The sequence below is a fragment of the Pseudomonas soli genome, assembly GCF_021283165.2.
Taxonomy (GTDB): Bacteria; Pseudomonadota; Gammaproteobacteria; order Pseudomonadales; family Pseudomonadaceae; genus Aquipseudomonas; species Aquipseudomonas soli.
Map to the genome: position 1 here is coordinate 2455276 of NZ_CP128543.1, position 20713 is coordinate 2475988.

General features: G+C 63.9%; 15 protein-coding genes. 2 read left to right on the forward strand and 13 right to left on the reverse strand.

Going from position 1 to position 20713, the window contains the following annotated elements:
* Positions 1 to 8: 8 nt before the first annotated feature.
* The 6 genes from LU688_RS11590 to LU688_RS11615 all read right to left on the reverse strand — a co-directional run bounded on the left by LU688_RS11590 (position 9) and on the right by LU688_RS11615 (position 6948).
* Positions 9 to 1478, reverse strand: coding sequence for a mannitol dehydrogenase family protein (locus LU688_RS11590; protein WP_160291168.1), 1470 nt, complete (start codon positions 1476 to 1478; stop codon positions 9 to 11).
* An 11-nt stretch (positions 1479 to 1489) separates the two neighbouring features.
* Positions 1490 to 2602 carry an ABC transporter ATP-binding protein gene (locus LU688_RS11595; RefSeq protein WP_160291169.1) on the reverse strand — a complete coding sequence of 371 codons (1113 nt, stop codon included), beginning with the start codon at positions 2600 to 2602 and terminating at the stop codon, positions 1490 to 1492.
* Positions 2603 to 2656: 54 nt separating this feature from the next.
* Positions 2657 to 3490, reverse strand: a complete 834-nt coding sequence (locus LU688_RS11600) for a carbohydrate ABC transporter permease (protein WP_023632338.1) — start codon at positions 3488 to 3490, stop codon at positions 2657 to 2659.
* Between the two features lie 10 nt (positions 3491 to 3500).
* The gene (locus LU688_RS11605) at positions 3501 to 4424 is read right to left on the reverse strand and encodes a carbohydrate ABC transporter permease (protein WP_038705865.1); all 924 of its coding nucleotides are present in this window, start codon (positions 4422 to 4424) and stop codon (positions 3501 to 3503) included.
* A gap of 71 nt (positions 4425 to 4495) precedes the next feature.
* Positions 4496 to 5806 (reverse strand): ABC transporter substrate-binding protein, encoded by a 1311-nt coding sequence (locus LU688_RS11610; RefSeq protein WP_094010387.1) that lies wholly within the window; start codon positions 5804 to 5806, stop codon positions 4496 to 4498.
* 236 nt (positions 5807 to 6042) lie between these two features.
* Positions 6043 to 6948: an AraC family transcriptional regulator gene (locus LU688_RS11615; protein WP_094010386.1), complete on the reverse strand. Its 906-nt coding sequence runs from the start codon at positions 6946 to 6948 to the stop codon at positions 6043 to 6045.
* A gap of 368 nt (positions 6949 to 7316) precedes the next feature.
* Between LU688_RS11615 and LU688_RS11620 the strand changes: the two genes are divergently transcribed.
* Positions 7317 to 7613, forward strand: a complete 297-nt coding sequence (locus LU688_RS11620) for a DUF3077 domain-containing protein (RefSeq protein WP_160291170.1) — start codon at positions 7317 to 7319, stop codon at positions 7611 to 7613.
* A gap of 84 nt (positions 7614 to 7697) precedes the next feature.
* On the opposite strand, the gene LU688_RS11625 is transcribed toward LU688_RS11620, so the two are convergent.
* A complete protein-coding gene (locus tag LU688_RS11625; RefSeq protein WP_094010384.1) occupies positions 7698 to 9377 on the reverse strand; it encodes an alpha-keto acid decarboxylase family protein in 1680 nt (559 codons plus the stop codon).
* Positions 9374 to 11128: a flavin monoamine oxidase family protein gene (locus LU688_RS11630; protein ID WP_110605676.1), complete on the reverse strand. Its 1755-nt coding sequence runs from the start codon at positions 11126 to 11128 to the stop codon at positions 9374 to 9376. The genes LU688_RS11625 and LU688_RS11630 overlap by 4 nt, the downstream gene beginning before the upstream one ends.
* Before the next feature lie 259 nt (positions 11129 to 11387).
* Here LU688_RS11630 and LU688_RS11635 point away from each other — a divergent pair, with 259 nt between their 5' ends.
* The gene (locus tag LU688_RS11635) at positions 11388 to 12815 is read left to right on the forward strand and encodes a DUF8371 domain-containing protein (RefSeq protein WP_143067519.1); all 1428 of its coding nucleotides are present in this window, start codon (positions 11388 to 11390) and stop codon (positions 12813 to 12815) included.
* Between the two features lie 59 nt (positions 12816 to 12874).
* On the opposite strand, the gene LU688_RS11640 is transcribed toward LU688_RS11635, so the two are convergent.
* The 5 genes from LU688_RS11640 to LU688_RS11660 all read right to left on the reverse strand — a co-directional run bounded on the left by LU688_RS11640 (position 12875) and on the right by LU688_RS11660 (position 20612).
* Complete coding sequence (locus LU688_RS11640; RefSeq protein ID WP_094010381.1) at positions 12875 to 13936, reverse strand: PDDEXK-like family protein; 1062 nt, start codon at positions 13934 to 13936, stop codon at positions 12875 to 12877.
* Between the two features lie 72 nt (positions 13937 to 14008).
* Positions 14009 to 14776: a hypothetical protein gene (locus tag LU688_RS11645; RefSeq protein ID WP_094010380.1), complete on the reverse strand. Its 768-nt coding sequence runs from the start codon at positions 14774 to 14776 to the stop codon at positions 14009 to 14011.
* Between the two features lie 63 nt (positions 14777 to 14839).
* Positions 14840 to 16117: a bifunctional O-acetylhomoserine aminocarboxypropyltransferase/cysteine synthase gene (locus tag LU688_RS11650; protein ID WP_023629910.1), complete on the reverse strand. Its 1278-nt coding sequence runs from the start codon at positions 16115 to 16117 to the stop codon at positions 14840 to 14842.
* A gap of 99 nt (positions 16118 to 16216) precedes the next feature.
* Positions 16217 to 19447: a DEAD/DEAH box helicase gene (locus LU688_RS11655; protein WP_094010379.1), complete on the reverse strand. Its 3231-nt coding sequence runs from the start codon at positions 19445 to 19447 to the stop codon at positions 16217 to 16219.
* A gap of 202 nt (positions 19448 to 19649) precedes the next feature.
* A complete protein-coding gene (locus LU688_RS11660; protein WP_023629912.1) occupies positions 19650 to 20612 on the reverse strand; it encodes an SCO family protein in 963 nt (320 codons plus the stop codon).
* Positions 20613 to 20713 lie beyond the last annotated feature (101 nt).

Here is a 20713-nt window from a genome sequence, read left to right on the forward strand (position 1 = left end):
CCTCCGTGTCAGTCGCCGAGGACCTGGCGCAGGGTTTCACTCACGCCGACTTCGCGCAAGCTGTCGTATAGGCGCTCGAAGGCGCTGACGAAGGCTTTGGATGCGGGGATCGCCGTGCCGAAGATCGCCTCGTCGCCGAGCACCCGGGCGGCCAGGCCGTCGCGCTGCGCCACCCGGGCCTGGCAGTCGGCGGCGCGGGGGTCGGGGATGCTGTAGCGGGTGCCCTGTTCGTCCTCGCCGCGCAGGTACAGGGCCCAGGCGGCCACCACCAGGGCCACGCGCTCCAGGGGCTTGCCGTCGGCGATCAGGCGGTTGGCGGTGGGCACGATGAACTTGGGGAATTTCGACGAGCCGTCGGAGCACACGCGCTCCAGCTGGTCGGCGATGGCGCGGTTGGCGAAACGCTCGGTCAGGCTGTGCTTGTAGCGCGTCAGGTCGATGCCCGGTACCGGGGCCAGTTGCGGGGTTACGTCCTGGTCCATGAAGGTGTGCATGTAGCGACGCAGTAGCGGGTCGGCGAGGGTTTCGTGGACGAAGCGGTAGCCTTGCAGAAAGCCCAGGTAGGTGAGGGCCAGGTGGCTGCCATTGAGCAGCTTGATCTTCATTTCTTCATAGGGCGTGACGTCGTCGGTGAACTGCACGCCGACCTGTTCCCAGGCCGGGCGGCCGGAGACGAACTTGTCTTCCACCACCCATTGCAGAAACGGCTCGCACACCACCGGCCAGGCATCGTCGACGCCGTGGCGCTCGAGCAGCTGTTGACGGTGGGCGGGGCTGGTCATCGGGGTGATGCGGTCGACCATGGCATTGGGGAAGCTGACGTGGCCGTCGATCCAGCGGGCCAGGTCGTGGCTCTGCAGGTGGGCGAAGGCCAGCAGGGCCTTGCGGGCGACGTCGCCGTTGTGCGGGAGGTTGTCGCAGGACATCACCGTGAACGGCCCACTGCCGGCCTCGCGGCGGCGGCGCAGGGCTTCGCAGAGGAAACCGAACACGCTCTGCGGGGCTTGGGGGTTGGCCAGGTCGTGCTGGATCTGCGGCAGGTCGGCGCGGAATTCGCCGGTGCTGTCGTCGATGCAGTAGCCGCCTTCGGTGATGGTCAGCGAGACGATGCGGATGTTGGGTTCGGCCAGTTTGGCCAGCAGCGCTTCGGCGCCGTCCTCGGCCAGCAGCATGCCGTTGATGGCGGCGATCACGCGTACCTGGGTGTCGGGCTGGTCGCCCAGTTCGAACAGGGTGTAGAGGTGGTCTTGCGCGGCCAGGGCATCGCGCATGGCGCGGTCTTCGCGGCGCAGGCCGGCGCCGCAGATGGCCCAGTCGAGGCCTTCGCCCAGGTTCATCAGGGCGTCGGTGTAGGCGGCCTGGTGGGCGCGGTGGAAGCCGCCGACGCCGATGTGCACGATGCCCTGGCGCAATTGGCGTGGGTCGTAGCTGGGGCGGGCGACCGCCAGGCGGGGGAGGTTGTGTTGGTTGAGTTTCATCCTGAAGGTCCTTAGGCCGCCTGCTGCAGGCGCTTGTCGAGGGCTTGGCCGTTGCTGTCGAACAGGTGGCAGTGGGTGGGGTCGAAGCTCAGCTCCAGGGCCTCGCCGAAGGTCGGCGCGAAGTCGCCGCGCACGCGCACGGTGAGCATCTCGCCGGACGCGGCGCGCACATGGCAGTAGCTGTCGCTGCCGAGCCGCTCGCTGACATCGGCCGTCACCTGCAGCGACCCCGGCGTGCCCTGGCACACCGGGCTGATGCTCAGGTGCTCGGGCCTGATCCCCAGGGTCACCTGGCTGCCGGTGTGCAGCTCGTCCGCGCACAGCGGCAGGGCGATGCGCGCACCACATTCGAGGGCCACCTCGCACTGGTTGCCCTGGTTACGGCTCAGGTGGCCACGCAGGAAGCCCATCTTCGGCGTGCCGAGAAACCCTGCGACAAACAGGTTGGCCGGATGGTGGTACAGCTCCAGCGGCGAGCCCACTTGCTCGACGCGCCCGCCGTTGAGTACCACCACCTTGTCGGCCAGGGTCATGGCCTCGACCTGGTCGTGGGTCACGTAGATCATCGTCGCGGCCAGCTCCTGGTGCAGCCGCGCCAGCTCCAGGCGCATCTGCACGCGCAGGGCGGCGTCTAGGTTGGACAGCGGTTCGTCGAACAGGAAGATCTTCGGGTTGCGCACGATGGCGCGGCCGATCGCCACGCGCTGGCGCTGACCGCCGGAGAGCTGGCGCGGCTTGCGTTCGAGCAGCGGTTGCAGCTCGAGGATGCGCGCGGCGTTGTCGACCTTGGCGGTGACCTCGTGCTTGGCGACGCCGGCCAGGTCCAGGGCAAACGACAGGTTCTTGCGCACGGTCATGTGCGGGTACAGGGCGTAGGTCTGGAACACCATGGCCAGGTCGCGCTTGGCCGGGGCGGTGTCGGTGATGTCGGCGCCGTCGAGGGTGATGCTGCCGCTGCTGACCTCCTCGAGGCCGGCGATCAGGCGCAGCAGGGTGGACTTGCCGCAGCCGGAGGGGCCGACGAACACCACGAACTCGCGGTCGCGCACGTCCAGGTCGATGCCCTTGATGATGGCGTGGCCATCGAAGCCTTTGTGCAGGTTGCGGATTTTCAGGTCAGCCATGGTGGGTGTCCTTGTCAGAGGCGAGAACAGAATTGGCGTGGGAATGGCGGGAAATCATTTCACGGCACCGAAGGAGAGCCCGCGCACCAGCTGCTTCTGGCTGAACCAGCCAAAGATCAGGATCGGCGCGCAGGCCAGGGTCGAGACGGCCGAGAGCTTGGCCCAGAACAACCCTTCGGGGCTGGAGTAGGAGGCCACCAGCGCGGTGAGCGGGGCGGCGGCGGACGAGGTCAGGTTCAGCGACCAGAACGCCTCGTTCCAGCACAGGATCAACGACAGCAGCAGGGTCGAGGCCAGCCCGCCGCGGGCGATCGGCAGCAGCACGCGGACGATCTCCTGCCAGGTGCCGGCGCCATCCAGGCGCGCAGCTTCAAGGATGTCCACGGGGATGTCCTTGAAGTAGGTGTACACCATCCACACCACGATCGGCAGGTTGATCAGGGTGTAGACGATGACCAGCGCCAGGCGCGAATCGAGCAGGCCAAACTGCTTGGCCAGCAGGTAGATCGGCATCAAGACGCCCACCGGCGGCAACATCTTGGTCGACAGCATCCACAGCAGTGTGCGCTTGGTGTGGCGGGTTTCAAAAAAGGCCATCGAGTAGGCGGCCGGCACTGCGATAAGCATGCACAGCAGGGTCGCCGAGAACGAGATCAGCACCGAGTTCCAGGCGTAGGCGAAGTAGTCGCTGCGCTCGTTGATGTGCAGGTAGTTCTCCAGCGTCGGCGCGAAGATGAACTGCGGCGGCGTGGCGAAGGCGTCCAGCTCGGTCTTGAAGCTGGTCAGCAGCATCCAGAAAATCGGGAAGAAGATCACCAGGGCGATGGCCCAGCACAGCAGGCCGAGCAGGGCGTTCTTCAGGGTGCGGGTTTGCTTGAGTGTCAGCATGGCGGGCTCCTCAGCTGCGCGCGGTGAGGTTCTTGCCGATCATGCGGACCAGCACGATGGCGGCGATATTGGCGATCAGCACGGCGATCAGGCCACCGGCCGAGGCCATGCCGACGTCGAACTGCAGCAGCGCCTGGTTGTAGATCAGGTAGGCGAGGTTGGTGGACTCGTATCCGGGGCCGCCGCTGGTGGTGGTGAAGATTTCGGCGAACACCGACAGCAGGAAGATGGTCTCGATCATCACCACCACGGCGATGGGCCGCGCCAGGTGCGGCAGGGTCAGGTGCCAGAAGATCGCCAAGGGGCCTGCGCCATCCAGGCGCGCGGCTTCCTTCTGTTCCAGATCCTGCGACTGCATGGCGGTCATCAGGATCAGGATGGCGAACGGTAGCCACTGCCAGGAGACGATCAGGATGATCGACAGCAGCGGGTAGTGCGCCAGCCAGTCCACCGGTTGCGCGCCGAACAGGCGCCACACGGCGGCGAGGATGCCCGACACCGGGTGGAAGATCAGGTTCTTCCACAGCAGCGCGCTGACCGTGGGCATGATGAAGAACGGCGAGATCAGCAGCACCCGCACCACGCCGCGGCCCCAGAACTCGCCGGCCTCCAGCAGCGCAGCAATGAGCACGCCGAGCACCACGCTGATCGCCAGCACGCTGCCGACCAGGGTCAGGGTATTCAGGGCGCCGGGCATGAAGCCGGCGTCGGTGACGAAGAAGGCGAAGTTCTCCAGGCCCACGAACTGGTTTTCGCCCGGGTACAGCAGGTTGTAGCGGATCAGCGAGAAATACAGGGTCATGCCCAGGGGCACGATCATCCACAACAGCAGCAGCGCCACCGAAGGGCTGACCAGGAACCAGCCGGGGCCGACGCGGCGTTTGCCGGGGCGTGCGGTGGCGAGGCTCGGGGTGTCGAGGGCCGATGTGTTCATGGCGACTCCGTGTGCAGCAAAAAGGGGCGGTCACCGCGCCGGGGGGCGGCGCGGTCGGGGGACGCTGCGGGCTACTTGGGGTAACCGGCGCGCTTCATCTCGCGTTCGGTGGACTGCTGGGCCGAGGCCAGCACCTGGTCCACTTTCATCTGCCCGGTCAGCGCGGCGGCGAACAGCTTGCCGACCTGGGTGCCGATGGCCTGGAACTCGGGGATGGTCACCAGCTGGATGCCCACGTAGGGCACGGGCTTGAGGGTGGGGTGGTTGGGGTCGACGCGCTTGAGTGATTCGAGGGTGACCTTGGCGAATGGCGCGGCGGCCAGGTACGCGTCGTTGTAGGTCGAGGCGCGGGTACCGGGCGGCACGTTGGCCACGCCTTCTTTCTCGGCCACCAGCTTGCCGTAGGCCTCGGAGGTGGCCCAGGTGGCGAACGTCCTGGCGGCGTCCTTGGATTTGGAACTGGTGGGGATCGCCAGTGCCCAGGAGTACAGCCAGGTGGCGCCCTTGTCGGTGACCTCCTTGGGCGCGAAGGTGAAGCCGACCTGGTCGGCGACCTTGCTCTGGGTCTTGTCGGTGACGAACGAGCCGGCGACGCTGGCATCGACCCACATCGCGCACTTGCCGCTGTTGAACAGCGCGAGGTTTTCGTTGAAGCCGTTGCTGGAGGCGCCGGGCGGGCCGTATTGCTTGAGGGTGTTCACATAGAAGTTCAGCGCGTTCTTCCACTCGCTGCCGCTGAACTCGGGTTGCCATTGCTCATCGAACCAGCGCGCGCCGAAGGCATTGGCCACGGTGCCGATCAGCGCCATGTTCTCGCCCCAACCGGCCTTGCCGCGCAGGCAGATGCCGTACTGGCCCTGATCGGGGTGGTTGAGCTTGGCGGCGAACTCGCCGAGCTGGGTCCAGGTGGGTTGCTCGGGCATGCTCAGCCCGGCTTGCTCGAACAGGTCCTTGCGGTAGTAGGTGATCGAGGCTTCGGCATAGAAGGGCAGGGCGTACAGCGTGCCGTTGGCCGACAGGCCGTTGCGTACCGAGGGAAACACGTCGTCGAGGTTGTAGTCGGCGGGCAGGTCGGTCATCGGCGCCAGCCAGCCCTTGGCACCCCACAGCGCGGCTTCGTACATGCCGATGGTCAGCACGTCGAACTGGCCGCCCTGGGTGGCGATATCGGTGGTCAGGCGCTGGCGCAGCACGTTCTCTTCAAGCACCACCCACTTGAGCTGGATGTCCGGGTGCTGCTGCTCGAACACCTTGGCCAGGCGCTGCATGCGGATCATGTCATTGTTGTTGACCGTGGCGATGGTCAGGGTGTCGGCGGCCTGGGCATGCAGCGGCAGGCTGAGGCAGGCGGCGGCCAGGCAGGCCTTGATCGAGTCGTTCATCAGTGAACTCCCTTATTGTTTTTGTATCGCTCGGCGCTGATTACACCCGTGCACGGCGACGCCGACAAAGCCTCGCCTGCACCTTGGCTGATACTTTTTTGCAGTGCTTGAACAGGGGCCGTTGCGCGCCCCATCGCCGACAAGCCGGCTCCCACGGGGATGGCGCTGGCTTGAAGGCGCTGCGGTCGGGATGGGAGCCGGCTTGCCGGCGATGGGCTGCAAAGCAGCCCCAAGGCTCAGCCGCGGTTCTGCTCGGTCAGGCGCTGGGTCACCAGGCTGCGGTAGTCCGAAGGGGTCATGCCCTTGAGTTGCAGAAAGCGCCGGTTGAAGTTCGACAAGTTGCTGAAGCCCGATTCGAAGCACACCTCGGTCACCGGCAGTTCGCCCTTGGCCAGCAGCTCGCACGATTTGCTCACCCGCAGCCGGTTGACGAACTCGACGAAGCCGCGCCCGGCGGCCTGCTTGAAGAACCGCGAGAAGTAGGTCGGCGTCATGCCCAGGTGCTCGGCCACCTCGTTCTGGCTCAGGTCCTGGGCGTAGTGCTGGAAGATGTAGTCCACCGCCCGGTTGATACGCTCGACATTGTGTTCGTCTGCCAGTTGCGAAGAGGTGACGGTGGACAGCAGTTGGTAGTCATCGCAGGCGGCGAGCTGTTCCATGAGGATAAAAAAGTATCCCAGGCGGGTCATGCCGCGGCTGTCGGCGATACGTTGCAGCAGCTGGCGGCTCTCGTTTATCAGTGCCGGGTCGCGGAACTCGATGCCATAGCGCGCCCGGGCCAGCAGCGGGGCCAGCTGGGTGAGCTCGGCGAACACCTGGCTGCCATCCTCGAGTACCTCGTCGGTGAAGTTGACCAGCATGTCGCGCTTGCCCACCACTTCGTCGGGGCCGACCTGGCTGATCCAGTTGTGCGGCAGGTTGGGGCCGGTGAGGAACAGGGTGTCGGGAGCGAAGTTGCCGATGTAGTCGCCGATGAACACCTTGCCGGCGCTGGCGACGATCAGGTGCAGCTCGTATTCCTTGTGGAAATGCCAGCGCACCAGCGGGCTGGGGAAGCCATGCTGGCGGTAGATCAGCGAGGCGCCTTCATGGTCGTCCATCAGTTCGTAGGACGGGTCGGTGACTTTGCTTGTTCTGGGCATGGCAGTGGCTGGGCCTGGCGGGGCGAGGTGACATCCTAGCCTGAAGTGGCGGAGCAGGGCAGAGCAGAAAGCTGAAGGCGTATGCGCTGCGACCGTCCCATGCGGGTGCTTGTTCAAGGCGGATTTTGTAGGTCCTACAGCCATTCTTCCGCTGTTCGTGTAGTCCATTTCCTAAAGGTAGCTTTTCCACCTGTCGGGCCGTTGTAGCGAGTGGGTAGGCCCTTTAGTCTCGCCCTGCTCGTCGTGTTTCGCCGTTCGGGGTTGGCCGGGCCTTTGGGCAGAGCACCGTGCAAGGATCGCGCGGTTTGGCCCGTTGGCGCCAGACGATGAAACGCGGCGGGCTCTTTCATTTTTTCGGGGGTGGGGTCATGGACAAGGACGAACAAGCAAAGGGCAAAGACGTACTGAACATCGTTAGCCTGGTTGGCCGTACCCGGCGTCGGTCGATACGCGACTGGGTGCAGGCTGTACCGGGGTTGCCGACGGCCGAGGTGTTGCAGGAAACGTCGATCATTCTGGGCTGCATCACCGCGCTCACGCAGCAGGCGTTGAGCAAGCCGAAAGAGGCGCAGACGCTTATGCGGGCAACGTATTACCTCAGCGGGATCGCCAAGGCTATGATTGATGGGCAGCTGCCGGTGAGCGAGGGGAAGGGCGACAGTTGAGCCGCGCTGTCAGCGCAATAGCCGCTTTCGAGCAGTCGAAAGCGGCTAACTGTTTGGCGGCAGGTGTGGCGATCAACCGTGCAATCAACTCAGCCCGGCTAACCGTTTGATCTGCTCGGCAAAGTCTTTCTCGGCAATCTTCACCTCCACCAGTACTGGCCGCTGCACAACCATCAGCAACTGCGGCAGCAAGCGTTCCAGCTCGTCCACCGTTTCCACCCGATACCCCAGCGCGCCATAGCCGCAGGCCAGCGCTGTATAGTCCAGCGCGGGCAAGGTGTCGAACGGCGCGAATTCACCTTCTGGCGTGAACGCATCAGGGTCGACGAAGGCCTGCTCGATCGCATACACCTGGTTGCTCATCACGAACACCACCGCATTGACCTTGTTGCGCGCCAGTGCTGCCAGCGACTGGCTGACCATCATGAACCCGCCATCGCCGGCCACTACCACCGGGCGCCGGCCGCTGCCCAGCGCCACGCCAAGGGCGCAGCCGGTCTCGTGGCCGAGCGAGCCCCAGATGGCATCGGAGATGAAACTGCCGCGGGGCATGCCGTTGATGTTGCTGGCCACATACAGCGACGAGCTTTCACCGAGGATCAGCGTGCTGGTCTGCCACAGGCGATGCTCGTGGGCGAAATTCACCAGGCTGTCGAAAAAGCTCGCATAACTCAGCGCGCTGGGCACCGCGCCGCTGCCCAGCAGCGGGCGCGAGGCGGCCAGGGCGGTGCCAGGGCGCGGGAACTGAGTATCCACCTTCAGGGCCTTGAGCAGGGCCTCGACATAGTCGGGCAGGCGCACGTTGGGGTAGTAGTCGGCGCCGGCGCGGGCCAGTTCGCAGTTGACCTGGACGATTTCGCCATAGCGGGCCTTGAGCAGGTCCAGGTAGTCGTCGGTGAAGATCACGCCAATGGCCAGGATGCAGTCGCAGGCATCCACCCGGGCCGAGGTTTCCGGGCGGGAGGCGGGGCCGGCATAGGTGCCGATGAATGGCGCCTGGCTTTCGTCGAGCACGGTCTTGGCGTCGAGGGTGGTGGAGAAGGGCAGGCCGCAACTGTCGATCAGGCGTTGCACGGCGTCCTGCAAACCGTAGCGAATGATCTCCACCCCCAGCAGCACCAGCGGCTGGCGCGCCGTGGCCAGGCGTTGCACGCTGGCCTCGACCAGGCTTTGCAAAGCCTGGGGGTTGGACGGGCGCGGGGCGGGGGTCAATTGGCCGTGGGGGCGACTGACCTCGGCGCCCCAGATGTCCTGATAGGCCTCCAGGTAGATGGGCTGGCGGTGGGTGAGCGCCGCGATCAGCGCGTTGTCGATCTGCCACGGCGCGCGGTGCGGATCGGACAGGATCTCGCAGGCCACGGTCACCTGCTCCAGCACGTTGCGGTCGGCCTCGAAGTTGCCGGTGGAGTGGTGGAACAACACGTTCTGGGCATTGGCCTTGAGGCGGTCGCTGGTGGAGGGGCTGGCGGAGATCACCACCACCGGGTTGCGCTCCACGTAGGCCCCGGCGATGGCGTTAACCGCGCTGAAAGTGCCCACCCCGTACTGCAGCGACACCGCGCCCAGGCCGTGCACCCGGGCGTAGCCGTCAGCGCTGTAGGCGGCGCCCATCTCGTAGATTTCGCCCACGGCATCGATGCCGTCGAAGGCGTCCAGCGCGCTCATGAACCTGGAGCAATAATCCCCAGGCACCTGGAACACCTTGTCCAGGCCCAGCTCCTTGAGCCGGGTCAGCAGGTAGTCGGCCACGGTAAAAGTGCTCATGGCTTGACCCCCGCGCAGATGGCCTGGGTGATAGCTTCGAGCACCTGCGGCGCGTGGCTGGGCATGGGCGGGGTGGCGTAGTCGATCTCTTCCGGTGCCGGGGTCGGCAGCAGCTGGTAGCTGGCCGGAAGCCAGTTGGGGCGCGGCAGTTCGAAGAACTCCTGCAAGGCGGACTCGGCGGTGGTCAGCGCGCCCTCGACCCAACCCTGGCCATAGGAATACGCCTCGCCGACGATGAACACCTGCTGGTCCTTAACTGGGTGGCGCATCTTCTGGATGATCAGGTCCAGGCGGTAGTTGGCCTTCCACTCGTGCCAGCCGCCACCGTAGGGGTCGGCGTCCCAGGCGTGGTACACGGCACTGTAGGGGGCCGGCAGCTCGACCTGGGCGTGCAGCTGGGTGACCTGGCGCTGGGCGATGCGCACCATCTCGTCGCTGATCTGGAACTGCGTGCGCGGCACCACCGCGTCATTGGCGATGCGCCCTTCGAGGCTGCGCGGGGTGTAGCCGGTGAATTCGGGGCCGTCTTCGAGTCCTTTCCAGAACGGCACGGTGCCGATGTCGTTGTAGGAGGCCATCAGCAGCGAGTTGAAGGTGTTTTCGCCACCGGCCTGATCGCACTCGGTGCCCATGTAGTAGCACTGGCGGATCGGCAGGTCGGTGACCGAACGCCCGGCCACCAGGCCCAGGTTGCGCCACCAGGGTTGCTCATAGGCCAGGAACAGCTTGAACGCCGACTGCACCAGCACCGAGCCGAGGTTGTCCTTGAGCCACGGGTCGTCGAACAGCGGCGAGTCGATCAGCTCCAGCGCGCGGCGCGGCAGGGCGAGGATCACCTGGCGGGCGTGGACGATGTCCTCGCCTTCGAGGTCGTGGGTCTTGCCGTTGACGGTCTCGGTGTGGCGCAGGTGCAGGCGGTAGGGGTACTCGGTGTCATCGCTGTAGCTCAGGGCGGCCAGGCGGCGGTTCATCTGGATGCGCTGGTCGGCGGGCACCAGGCCGCCGGCCTGTTCGCTGAAGCGCTGGGCCAGGGTCAGCGGCAGGCTCTGGAAGCCATCCTTGAGCGTGCGGAACACGGTGGCGTCGCTGTATTCGGTGGCGGGCAGCTGGGTCACGGCGCTGGCGTTGGCGACGTTGGCCTCGTAGCCGCCGGCGTCCTTCATGAACTGGTAGCCCTCGTTGCTCAGCACGCGGTAGAGCAGGTCCCAGAAACCGTAGCGCCAGATCGGCTTGCCGAATACCTGTACCTGCATCTGCTCGGCCAGGCTCAGCTTGTCGAACCCGGGATAGATGCTGTTCATCACGTTGACCTGGAGGTCTTCGGGGTTGTAGCCGCGCTCGGTCCAGCCCAGGTCGTAGGGAATCTTGTGCGGCGCCTCGACGAAATCGCGGAAACGGAAGCGCTGGCCGCGCAGGTAGAACAGGTTGTCCTGGGCGCCGATGGGCGCGTCCTTGGGCAGTTCGTTGCCCATGGGGAAGTCCTTGCTCGGCAGGCCCAGGTGCTGCACCAGGGTGTCGACCATGACATGGCCGTCGGCGCCGGGCATGTAGCGCATGCCGCCCACCTCGGCGACCACATTGGGCAGGCCGGGCAGCTTGACGCTGAACAGCCGCCCGCCGATGCGGTCGCCATATTCGAACAACTGGATACGCAGGCTGTCGCCGTGGGCCTGTTGCAGGCGCCAGGCGCTGTAGGTACCGGAGACACCGCCGCCGATGATGGCGACGTCCAAGGGTTGGGGCTGGCTCATCGCAAATTCCCTTTTGTTGTTGTGGGCAAGGAATCCATGTGACGAGCCAGTATTGTCGAGGTTTGGCGGAATGCCAGTTTGCCATCATTGAATTTTCAACGTGGTCCCGGCGCGGTTACAACGAGGTGCGCGGGGAACCCAGGCGATGGTGATCTCGACATAGCTGTCGATGGCCTAGGCACTACGGTGGCGTGGTATCGTTTTGGCATTATTTGTTGCCAGAAGCCTGCCAAGGCATGCGATTTTGATGAGGAAGGTTATGGACGTGCTGGAAACGCTGTTGCTGGCAGCGGTCAGGGAGTGTTGGGGGGAGCAAGTCGACTTTGTTGGCGTTACCCGCGATGTACTGTCCTGCGTACTCGATCAGCGCGAGCTGTTCGAGGCGTTGCCTGAGCGTATGGCAGTTGAAGTAATTCCAATCGAACAATGTGGGCTGGACTCCCCCCGTACTCGTTCAATGGAAGAGTTTCACTCCTCCAAGGCGGTCCTGCTGTTCGATGGCCTTACGGCGGCGGCAGGTGGCAGAAGGTCCTATATCTACAAAAGCAAAGGGTTTCGAGTCTATCTGTTCGAGTCAGGTGAGGTCTGCACACTTACCCCCTATTGCAAGATAGATGATCGCGGTTTCTCGCTGGGCAACGAGCTCTGGGATATCCCCTGCGACTTTCATGTCCATATGCTGCGCACTGCTGAGCCAGTTGCGGATCTCTTCGAGATGATCAGCGAAAAAAAACCGGCCTTTCTACCTGATGCCCGCATAGGTCTTGGGTTGATCAAGATGATCACCAGCCTGCGTAGCAGGTTCCCCATCGATTACTGTCTGGAGTATGTGATTGTCCCGCCCGATGTCGACATCCTCTCTGGCTTTTCCCAGGGGACGAGGCGAGATCTGTGGGATGTGTGTCTCTCCCGCAGGTTCGAACGGGAGGCCGGGCATGAGGTGCAAACGCGAGCTATTGCTTTGCTCATGGAGGCCGGCATAAGCCCGCAGCCTGACCAGATCCTGGATTATTTGCAGAGAATCGGTAGGTCATCGTCTTGCGAAGATCTCCTCCAGCGCATGGATGAACTGAAACTTGCAGTTCTTGGCCGTATCGATCAACTCGCAGATGACTTGAGTGATCCGGATTTCTGGCAGCGGCTTGGCAGCGAGCAACGGCGGACGCACTCGGCGGTCGTCCGGCAGTTCCAGAACGCCCCCTGTGTACGGACCATGAATGATGTGGTGCATGAAATTCTTGAAGTATTCAAGACGCAGATTGAAGCGCATGGATTGTGGAAGGAGCTTTGGGACCGAGACAAGCCCAAGCCAGAAAGCAGTGTGCAAAATCTGTTCTTCAGCAGTGCCATTAGCTTTTGCCGTGCGTACGGCCTGGATATTTCGCCTGAGTCGGACGGCGGAAGTGGGCCGGTTGATTTCAAGATCTCTGCCGGCTGGCACGACAAGGTCGTGGTCGAGTTCAAGCTGTCGACCAACACCAGTGTGGTGCATGGTTATGAGTGTCAGTTGGAGCGCTACAAGGATTCGGAAAACACCGAGCATGGGATTTTCGTGCTGGTGGATGTTGGGGAACTGGGTGGAAAGCTTGAGCGGGTCCGCTCGTTGCAATCTGCCAAGGGCGAAAGGGCATCCGATATTGTCTATGTCGATGCACGGCCCCGGGTGTCGGCCAGCAAGAAACGCTGAAAACCACATTACCCCGCGCTTGCGCAAGTGCGGGGCGGCCTGCCCATTGTGGCTTGATGTCAGCGCATTTCGGCCTCGAATTGCATCAACAGCCGCATTTTCTCCAGGACCGTGTCGATTACCACGCGTTCGTCGAAGCTTTCCAACTTCCATTCAAAACCGATCACGCGCCGGCCTTCGGTCCAGGGCTGCCTTGTGGTGTCAAGGAACAGATGGCGGCCAAACTCCATCTGGCGCGTGTCGACGTTGATCAGGTACACGCGGATGGTCGGTCGCAGTGGCGCCTGGCTGCCATCCAGGTAGAGCACCACATCCGACCACTCGACCCAGTCGTTGCAGGCGTAACGCAGCGCCGGTCCGTCCGCCCAGGGTTGCCGGCGGGTGTAGGTTTCGAAGCCGTCGATCTCGGCCTGCAAGTGGGCGATGATCTTGCTATCCAGCGCCTCGAGTGCCTGGTCACGCAGCTTGTTCAGGGCATTGATCTGCGGCAGGTGATCGAAGATGAAATCAATGCTCTCAGGGTTCATGTCACGCTCCACGGTGATGTTTTCCAGATGCAGCAGGAACTCGTCTGCCAGCACACGCCATTTGTTCAGCCGGCTGTGCTCGACGTTTTGCGACAGTGCTCTGCGCAGGGCGCCGAGCAGGTCGGCATAGCTGAGCCCTGTCCAACCATCGGCGACGTTGCTGCCCGACGGTGACAGCACCGCGAACAACACGCGCTTGTCGCGGCCACCCACCAATGTTTCGGCATAGAGTTCGTAATCGGCGAACGGGTTGACCTGAGCGTGGAAGATCTTGTTCTCGAGAATCAGCAGCCAGTCCTCACCTTGCAGCAGCAGGTCGATGCGCTTGCCATTGGTGGTGGTCACTTCACGTTGCGGAGGCAGGCGCAGGGTCGGCTCGGGAGGTGACTCTTTGCAGATGCAGCCTAGCAGGGCGCCGAGGAAGCAATCACCAAAACCATGGACCTGGTTGGGGTCGAGAAAGAATGCGAGCAGGTCAGTGGTGGGGTTTTCGTAGTAACCGCGCCCTCCGAGGGCAAAAATGCTTGGCTCATACGCCGGCTGGCGATGCCGTTCAGCCTCGGCAAGCAGGGTGCGTGCCTGATCCAGATCCATGGTGTCTCTCCGTGTGTTCCCCTTGCGGGGGTAGCAATGTCGGCGATACCGATGTGCCGTCGATTTCGGCAGCTAGGCACGCCCTTTCAACAGTGCTGCCAGGGCGACGGTGAGGCCAACGGCGGTCGCCATCGCAACCAGCATGGTAATGGCGACGCCCGTATGTTCGAGCAACCCCGCCATCGCCAGATAAAACGCAATCACCCCCACCGCCCCAATCGCATTGCCCCGCACCATCGCCGCCATCCCGGCGCGGCCGCCCTGGACATGGGCGAACACCACCAACGGCCAGGCAATCACCGGGATCGGCGCCAGCATCCCGCTGGTCGCCGGCCCCAGCCAACTGGCCAGGCTGGTGGTGAGCATCAGCAGCGCGGTGGCGGACACCATGCGCAAGGGGATCTCCCAATAACGGTGCCGAGGCCGGGCAAGCGTATCGGGCCTGGGCTCGCGGCCGCTGGCGCGGATCAGCACGCCGATCAGCAGCAGCGCCACGCCGACCGACAGGTACAACCCGCCCCAGTGGGTGAAGGCATAGGCCGCCAGGCCATAGAACAGGATCGCCAGCGATACCGCCGCAGCGATGCCGAGCTTGCGCGTGGCGAACAGGTAGAAGGTGTAGGTGGCCTGCACGGCCGCCAGTCCACCCAGCGCACCCGGCACCGCGCCCAGGGCGAAGGCCGTGCCTTGCTCCAGGCACAGAAAGGTCATCACCAGCGCCGAGGTGATTGGCAGGCCGGACAGCAAACCACCGAGCAGGCCGCCCCAGCGCCTTGAGGCGAGGGAGATGGCCCACATCAGCAGCGGGGTGACGAGGAGTTTCAGGTAGAAGAGGGTCATTGCGCGCGGTTCCGGTTCTGCAAGGGGGCGCCCGCCGTCGGCATTGGGTGGGGCGCGGGTGGATCAGCCGCGGCTGGCCTCCAGGGCCTGGGCAAGGTCGGCGATGATGTCGTCGCTGTGCTCGATACCTATCGACAGGCGCACCATGTCCCGTGGTACGCCGGCTTTTTCCAGCTCTTCATCGTTCAACTGGCGGTGGGTGGTGGAGGCAGGATGGCAGGCCAGCGACTTGGCGTCGCCGATATTCACCAGGCGCACCACCAATTGCAGCGCATCGATGAAGCGGGCCCCGGCCGCTTGGCCACCCTTGATGCCGAACGAGAGGATCGACGCCGGTTTGCCACTGGTATAGCGCTGGGCCAGGGCATGTTCGGGGTGGTCCGGCAGGCCTGCGTACTTCACCCAGGCCACCTGGTCGTGTTCCTGCAGGAAGCGGGCAACCTTGAACGCATTCTCGGTATGGCGCTCCATGCGCAGGGCCAGGGTCTCCAGGCCTTGCAGGATCAGGAAGGCATTGAACGGCGACAGCGCGGCGCCGGTGTTGCGCAGCGGCACCACGCGGCAGCGGCCGATGAAGGCGGCAGGGCCGAAAGCTTCGGTGTAGGTGACGCCGTGGTAGGACGGGTCGGGGGTATTGAGCAGGGCGAAACGTTGCTTGTGATCGGCCCAGGGGAATTTGCCCGAGTCGATGACGATGCCGCCGATGCTGGTGCCGTGGCCGCCGATGTACTTGGTCAGCGAGTGCACGACGATATCGGCGCCGTGTTCGAACGGGCGGCAGAGGATAGGCGTGGCCACGGTGTTGTCGACGATAAGCGGCACGCCGTGGCGGTGGGCGGCCTCCGCCAGCGCGGCAATATCGACGATGTTGCCGGCAGGGTTGCCGATGGACTCGCAGAACACCGCCTTGGTGCGATCATCAATCAGTGCCTCGAGGGCGGCGATGTCGTCGTGGGCGGCGAAGCGGGTGGTGATGCCCTGGCGCGGCAGGGTGTGCGCCAGCAGGTTGTAGGTACCGCCGTACAGCTTGGCCACCGAGACGATGTTGTCGCCGGCTTCTGCCACGGTCTGGATGGCGTAGGTGATGGCGGCCATGCCCGAGGCCACCGCAAGCGCACCCACCCCGCCTTCAAGGGCGGCCATGCGCTGTTCGAGCACATCGTTGGTGGGGTTCATGATGCGCGAGTAGATGTTCCCGGCCACCTTGAGGTCGAACAGGTCGGCCCCGTGCTGGGTGTCGTCGAAGGCGAACGAGGTGGTCTGGTAGATCGGCACGGCCACCGCCTTGGTGGTCGGGTCGGGGCTGAAGCCCGCGTGGATGGCGAGTGTTTCCAGCTTCATGCGGTCATTCCTTGAGCGTGGGGTGGAAGCGGACGAGCATGGAGTCATGGCGACACGGCGGTCAAGGGGCGAGCCTCCCGAGACCGCTGTCAGCGGTTGTCAGGCGGGCGCGTTGATCGTTACCGGCTGTCTGTTGAGCAGTGGCAGCCAATGCATGACATCCCGCAAGTGCAGGCGTGTAGACCAATCGTGGTAGTCGCCAATCACATAAAGCCGGCGTTTGGCGCGGGTAGCCGCCACGTTGAGCAGGTTTGGCTGTTCAACGGCCCAGTCGCGTGCACCGCGTTGCTCGCTGTTGCCGCCAAGCACGAGGATGACGACGGCGGCCTCCTTGCCTTGCATGGTGTGGATCGTGCCGTGCACCATCTTCTCTGGAAGGCGGCCCTTGAGCTGGTTGCGCACGTCCTGGAATGGCGTGATCACGGCGATATCAGAGCGCTTCACACCGTCGACATCGAGCTTGGCAAGCAGGCGTTCGAGCGCAATGCCTTCATTCTCTACCCAATTGCCACTTGAAGGGCCGGCCACATGAATCCACCCCGTGGGCAGGCTGGCGGGCGTTTCCTTGTCTGGGCTAGGGGTAAGCGTGCCGTATACCATGGCATTGTCGTAGGCGATGAGGTTGGCCAGATCAAACATAGGTTTGTCACAGCGGCGGTGCACCACCAGAGGTAGGCCTATCCAGCGCTTTCCAGCCCTGGGGCCGGCCATGCGTCCCCAAGACGTGCCGAGGTCGGCCAGGCCTTGGGCGCTGTAGCGATTGGGCAGCCAGTGCGCGTTCACCTGATACTTGTTGCGCATGTATTCAAGGACCGCGTCGGAAACAGTGACGATAGGCTTGAGCTGCAAGGGGTCGCCAACCAGTACCGCCCTGCGTGAGCGCCACAAGGCGCCGACCGTTGCCTGTGGCGTGGCCTGCCCGGCTTCATCCACCAGCAACCAGCCGATCTCGCCGCAGCCGAAGCTGCCGAACGAACGCGCGAAGGAAGCAAAAGTGCTGCTCAGTACCGGTACCAGCATGAACAGCGATGCCCAAGCGCAGCGCAGGGCGTTCGGTGACATCCCGGCGAAATGGCCGTTGCAGATCACGCTGGTAATGAAATCGAGGTTGGCCTTCAGGCGAGTGGGCTCGAGTTCGTAGAAAGTGCGGTGCAGCGCCAGCGCTTCGATGAACACGTTGGCCCTGGCCTGCCGCCAGCCGTCAAGCATCCAGGGTTCGCGCAGTTCGGTGCTGGCGCTGCGATCGAGTTCGCCACGCTCAAGCCAAGTCAGCAAGTGCCTGGCCTCGCCAGCAAGGGCAAGGCTGCGGGTAGTTTCGATCTGCGTGGTAGCCAGATCTATGGCTTGGGCGATGGCTTGTTCGTCCTGCGCCAGTTGTTGAGCCGCTGCGTCTCGGCGTGCGCACAGCTCTTGGACCTGGCGCTCGGCACTGGCGAATGCTTCGCGTGCCAAGGCGTGGCCGCTGTCCAGTAGCCGCTGTCGTGCGGCCCAGGCTCGACGGGCACCCCAGAGGCTCAGCAGGCTGGCCAATAGGCCGGGTTTTTCTGCACTGTGTGCGGTAATCGCCTGCAGCGCCTGGCGCAATTGTTCACGGGCCGGTTGTAGCGTGCTGCTTTCGACTTCGCGTTGCCGATCGGAAAGCGAGCGAAGCGCTTCGACGTGAGTCTGGCGAGCCTGTTCAGCCTGTTTGACCTGCTGGCGGGCAGCGACTACGGCATCGATTTGTGTGAGTAACCTGTCGAGCTGGGCGCGAGCAGCCTGCTCCGCCTGAGTAGCCTGGCGATAGCGGGCAATAGCGCTCTGCCAGACCCTGGCTTTTTCGGTGGTCGTCAGTGCCTTGCTGCGCGGTATGCGCTCGTTCAACCAGGCTGTCATGCCCTGCACAGGAGGCAGCTCGGGAGAGGGGGGCTGTGGTGCAGGTGCGCTCGAAGCGCCGAGGCCATCCATGTCGTCGTTGTCGTCCTCAAGCTCTGCGGCTTCGACGGGGAGCCCCGCCTTCGACGTTTTTGCAGGGCGCCTGCCATCAAGAAGACGTTCCACGAACTGCTTGCGCTTGGCCTTGCTGCCCAGCGCGGCGGAGACCAGCCCCCAGGCTGGCTGGCCGCTGACTAGCCCTCCCAGTTCGCTGAAATACGCGGCTTGCGGCAGCCAGGAGGCATCGATCTTGTCCTGCTGTGGCAGCTCGAGCGTGATGTTCTCGACGGCGCCATTGTTCGAGGAGGCGACGACGATTTCGAACCCCAGCAGGTCTGGATGCAGCGCGTAGGTCGTTCGGCCGGTGCCTCCGTCGCTGGCTACCTCTCGGCCATCCTGCAGGAAGGCGTCGGAGGCTTTTTCGAATGACGCCAGTACGTCCGCTCGTTCGGTGACGACTGCTGCGATCAGGTCTCGCAACAGAGTGGTCTTGCCAGTGCCAGGCGGGCCATTGATCCCCATCAGCCCATGACTGTCTCCCAGGGTCTCGAGCAGGCTGTTGATCGCCACTTGTTGTGAGTGAACCAAGCCCAGATGGCGGTCTGCCGGCCAGCAACCCTTGGGATAGCGAGCGGGGGCCAGGCATCGAATCAAGGGCAGGTCGGCATCGCGGCTATCCAGATGCAAGCGCGGTTCGCTGTGTTGCTCTGTCAGGTAACGTGCCAGTGGCGGGCTGACGTGGCCCTGATCAAGTGCGCTAGCTACCTTGACCAGGTCGTCGAGCAGGAAACTGTTAAGGGGATCGTCTTCCTGCTCGGGTTGCTTCGGATCGACCGGCTGGGAGCGGAAGCGATGCTGACGGTTCTGGGCACCGAAGAACTCGTCCAGCCCGAGATGATGTCGAACCTGCCAGGTCATTTCTTCCAGGGCGTCAGCGCTCACCACGCCACCGAGCAGGCGCTTGCTGTCCTCGCGCAAAGCGTTCTGCGTGTCTTCGAAGCCCGATGTCCAGTCTCGCTTGTGGATAGCGCAGCCAAGGAACCATGCTTCGCTGGACAGTACGAAGCTGTCGACGACCATCTGCCCCAACTCGTCGAATTTCAGCGAGAACAGAGCCGACTCTCTGGTTTGCGGCTCTTTGTAGCCTTGATCCGCACCGTACAGCGCTTCGAGTCGGCGAGCGACGTGCAGGCTGTCGTAGAGATGGGCGTAAAGCGTGTGACTCCAGACCCGCTTGTTTGGCAGCCGCTGTCGACCCAGCACGTTCGTCGCTGACCAGGGGAGCGAGCGGGCGGTGATCGGCAGGTCCTGGAAGAATGGTTCGTAATCCTTGTTACGCTTCTTTTTCTTCGGGGCGGCCTGCGGCTGCAGGAGCTCGACGGCGTGCCAATAACGCACGATGCTTGAAGAGTTCATCAACATCCTTGTCAGCGATTTGTTTGGCTTTGCGCCAAGCGATGGTGGTTCAAAGTGAGTGGCGGTAGTTTCAGCGCTTGAAGGCATCCGCAGCAATGAACAGGCGTCCCGCCTGCTTGCGCGGATGCTCAGGCTGGCCGCAAGCTTAGCGTGTATTGGTAGCCATATGATATTGGTAGTGGCTTTACGCTAAGGTCGGTGGTCACTGAGCGGGGCGCTGCAAGCGTGTCGTTTCCTCTTCGAGGTAGCCGATCAGCGCCGCCACTTCTGTTTCCCCCAATCGCATGTTGGGCATCGCCAGTTGGTTGTACTGCGCGAACAGCAGCATCGCCAAGGGGTCTTTCTCCGCGAGCATCTGGTCGGGCTCCATCAGCCAGCGCTTGAGCCAAGCCTCTTCACGCTGCCGGGTCACCCCGAGCAGGTCCGGGCCGATGCCATGGGTGGCTCCAGGCTCGGCGTCTCCCAGGGTGTGGCACGACGAGCAGCGGGTCCTGAACAGTTGCTCGCCTGTGCTGGGCGGGCGGATGTCGGGGGCCTGGGTGTAGTCGCGGTGTTGGGCGCTGGCGGTTTTCCAGTTGTGCAGGCTGTTGGCCAGGCGGTCGGCGAGGATGTACGGGCTTTCGAAGGGCGAGGCCTTCATCCAGCGGCCGGTGGCCTGGTTGCCGATGATCAGGCTGAGGTTGTGGTCCTTGCTGCGGCCATTCTCCAGGCCCTCGATGTACAGGCCCAGGCTGCGTCGCAGTTGTTCGATGTCGGCGGCCTCGCCGGTGAGGAGTGTCCAGCCCGGGCCGATAGCGAATTTCTCGGCGTAGCGTTTGAGGGTGGCAGGGGTGTCGTTATAGGGGTCGATGCTGATCGAGTAGATGAAGATGTCCTGGCCGACACGCTCGCCCAGCAGCTTCTGTACCTGGCGCAGGCGCGCGGTTTCCACCGGGCAGGAGTCGCCGCAGCCGGTGAAGATGAAGTTGATGGCCACCACCTTGTCCTTGATCAGGTCGTCGAAGAAGCGCACCTGTTGGCCGTCCTGGGTGAGCAGGGGGATGTTGGGGAAGTAATCGGCGCCCCAGGGGGTGTCGGGGTCAGCGCTGGCGCTGGTCGGGGGCAGGGCGCAAGGCAGGCTGAGGATGATCAGCAGGGGGAGCAGCAGACGCCAGGTGTGGGGCATGGTCTTACCCTCTTGGATATCTGATGGGGCCTGCGATGCAGGCCATCGCTGGCAAGCCAGCTCCCACATGTACAGCGCCGATCACAAGGCATGCGCAATAC

Bases quoted from the DNA above. Each gene is read 5' to 3' on its own strand.
- LU688_RS11590 (WP_160291168.1), bottom strand. From the start codon at position 1,478: ATGAAACTCAACCAACACAACCTCCCCCGCCTGGCGGTCGCCCGCCCC.
- LU688_RS11595 (WP_160291169.1), bottom strand. From the start codon at position 2,602: ATGGCTGACCTGAAAATCCGCAACCTGCACAAAGGCTTCGATGGCCAC.
- LU688_RS11600 (WP_023632338.1), bottom strand. From the start codon at position 3,490: ATGCTGACACTCAAGCAAACCCGCACCCTGAAGAACGCCCTGCTCGGC.
- LU688_RS11605 (WP_038705865.1), bottom strand. From the start codon at position 4,424: ATGAACACATCGGCCCTCGACACCCCGAGCCTCGCCACCGCACGCCCC.
- LU688_RS11610 (WP_094010387.1), bottom strand. From the start codon at position 5,806: ATGAACGACTCGATCAAGGCCTGCCTGGCCGCCGCCTGCCTCAGCCTG.
- LU688_RS11615 (WP_094010386.1), bottom strand. From the start codon at position 6,948: ATGCCCAGAACAAGCAAAGTCACCGACCCGTCCTACGAACTGATGGAC.
- LU688_RS11620 (WP_160291170.1), top strand. From the start codon at position 7,317: ATGGACAAGGACGAACAAGCAAAGGGCAAAGACGTACTGAACATCGTT.
- LU688_RS11625 (WP_094010384.1), bottom strand. From the start codon at position 9,377: ATGAGCACTTTTACCGTGGCCGACTACCTGCTGACCCGGCTCAAGGAG.
- LU688_RS11630 (WP_110605676.1), bottom strand. From the start codon at position 11,128: ATGAGCCAGCCCCAACCCTTGGACGTCGCCATCATCGGCGGCGGTGTC.
- LU688_RS11635 (WP_143067519.1), top strand. From the start codon at position 11,388: ATGGACGTGCTGGAAACGCTGTTGCTGGCAGCGGTCAGGGAGTGTTGG.
- LU688_RS11640 (WP_094010381.1), bottom strand. From the start codon at position 13,936: ATGGATCTGGATCAGGCACGCACCCTGCTTGCCGAGGCTGAACGGCAT.
- LU688_RS11645 (WP_094010380.1), bottom strand. From the start codon at position 14,776: ATGACCCTCTTCTACCTGAAACTCCTCGTCACCCCGCTGCTGATGTGG.
- LU688_RS11650 (WP_023629910.1), bottom strand. From the start codon at position 16,117: ATGAAGCTGGAAACACTCGCCATCCACGCGGGCTTCAGCCCCGACCCG.
- LU688_RS11655 (WP_094010379.1), bottom strand. From the start codon at position 19,447: ATGAACTCTTCAAGCATCGTGCGTTATTGGCACGCCGTCGAGCTCCTG.
- LU688_RS11660 (WP_023629912.1), bottom strand. From the start codon at position 20,612: ATGCCCCACACCTGGCGTCTGCTGCTCCCCCTGCTGATCATCCTCAGC.